This is a genomic window from Sandarakinorhabdus rubra, assembly GCF_010994245.1.
Classification (GTDB): domain Bacteria; phylum Pseudomonadota; class Alphaproteobacteria; order Sphingomonadales; family Sphingomonadaceae; genus Sandarakinorhabdus; species Sandarakinorhabdus rubra.
Window position 1 is genome coordinate 1 of sequence record NZ_WMHO01000331.1, and the last position, 1,753, is coordinate 1,753.

A 1,753-nucleotide genomic window follows, 5' to 3' on the forward strand; every position below is an offset into this window, starting at 1 on the left:
GGCGAGCAGCTGCCGGCGGCTGGGCGGTTGCAGCCCGGCCATGGGCGCCCTGCGCGCCTTTGCCCGCGGCGCGCGGGCCCCACGCTTCAGCACGGCTGCGGTCATGCCCTGCCTCCCCCCGCCTTGTCGATTGCTGCGTCGGCAATCGCCATGTCGATCAGCCGGCCAACCAGCTGTTCATAGGAAATGCCGCGATAACGGGCCTGTTCCGGCACCAGGCTCAATGGCGTCATGCCGGGCTGGGTGTTCACTTCCAGCAGGAACAGGCCAGCGAGGCCCTGGGCCGGATCCCAGCGGAAATCGGAGCGGCTGGTACCCCGGCAGCCCAGCACGCGGTGCGCGGTCAGCGCATGGGCGAGGCAGGCGGCTTCGACCTCGGCCGGCAATTCGGCCGGGCAGATGTGGCGGGTGAGGCCATCGGTGTATTTCGCCTCGTAATCATAGAAGCCCTGCGCGGTCTGCAGCTCGGTCACCGCCAGCGCCTCGTCACCCAGCACCGCAACCGTCAGCTCCTTGCCGGCGATGAAGGGCTCGGCCAGCAGCGTCGCGAATTCGGTCCAGGGGCCGGGCACATCACGGCGGATGGGATGGCCATAGTTGCTCTCGCCGGTGACGATGGCAACGCCGACCGAAGAGCCTTCGTTGACCGGCTTCAGCACATAGGGCCGCGGTAGCGGATCGGCGGTGAACAGGCTTTCGCTGGCAACCAGCTTGCCCCGCGGCATCGGCACGCCGGCCGGCACCAGCAGCGCCTTGGTCAATTCCTTGTCGATGGCGATGGCCGAGGTGGTGAGCCCGCTGTGGGTGTAGGTGAGGCCCAGGAGGTCCATCAGGCCCTGCACCGTGCCATCCTCACCCGGCGTGCCATGGAGGGCGTTGAACACCACGTCGGGCGCCGCTTCGGTCAGCCGCTGCGCGACGTCGCGGCCCATGTCGATTTCCACCGTGTCGTGGCCGAGGCTGCGGCAGGCCGCGGCGATGCCCCGCCCCGAGGTGAGCGACACCTCCCGCTCGGCGGACCAGCCGCCCATGAGGACCGCGACCTTCACTGGACCCGCCCCACGCGCTGGATTTCCCACTCCAACGCCACGCCGCTCGTGCGCAGCACATGGGCGCGCACCAGCTCGCCCAGCGCCTCGATATCGGCGGCGCGGGCGTGGTGGCTGTTGATCAGGAAATTCGAATGCTTCTCGCTGACTTCGGCACCGCCAACCCGCAGGCCGCGGCAGCCCGCGTTGTGCACCAGTTCCCAGGCCTTGTGCGGGGCCGGGTTCTTGAAGGTGGAACCGCCCGTGCGGGTGCGCAGCGGCTGGCTGGCCTCACGCGCGGCGGCAATGCGGTCCATCTCGACCTGGATGGCGGTCTTGTCGCCGGGCTGGCCCTTCAGGCGGGCCGCCACCACGATCTCGCCGTCCTGCAGATTGGAATGGCGATAGCTGTAGCCGAGCGCGGAGAGGGCGCGGGTTTCGAGGCCGCCATCGCGGGTGACGATGGTCGCCTCCACCAGCACATCGGCCACGTCGCGGCCATAGGCGCCGCCGTTCATGCGCACGAAGCCGCCCACCGTGCCGGGGATGCCGCGCAGGAATTCCAGCCCGGCAATGCCGGCATCGCGCGCCGCGCTGCTCACCGCGATTCCCGAGGCGCCGCCGCCGGCGGTGAGCGTGTCGCCTGTCGCGCTGACCTTGCCGAACGCCTTGCCCAGCCGCACCACCACGCCCGGCACGCCGCCATCACGCACGATCAGGTTGCT

At 70.0% G+C, this 1,753-nt stretch carries 2 protein-coding genes; both read right to left on the reverse strand.

What is annotated here, in order from left to right:
• Nucleotides 1-101 precede the first annotated feature (101 nt).
• Nucleotides 102-1,049 (reverse strand): D-alanine--D-alanine ligase, encoded by a 948-nt coding sequence (locus tag GJV64_RS14125; protein WP_164158083.1) that lies wholly within the window; start codon nt 1,047-1,049, stop codon nt 102-104.
• Nucleotides 1,046-1,753 (reverse strand): UDP-N-acetylmuramate dehydrogenase (gene murB / locus GJV64_RS14130; RefSeq protein ID WP_164158085.1); only part of this gene is annotated, 708 nt, incomplete at its 5' end. The genes murB and GJV64_RS14125, both read right to left, overlap by 4 nt.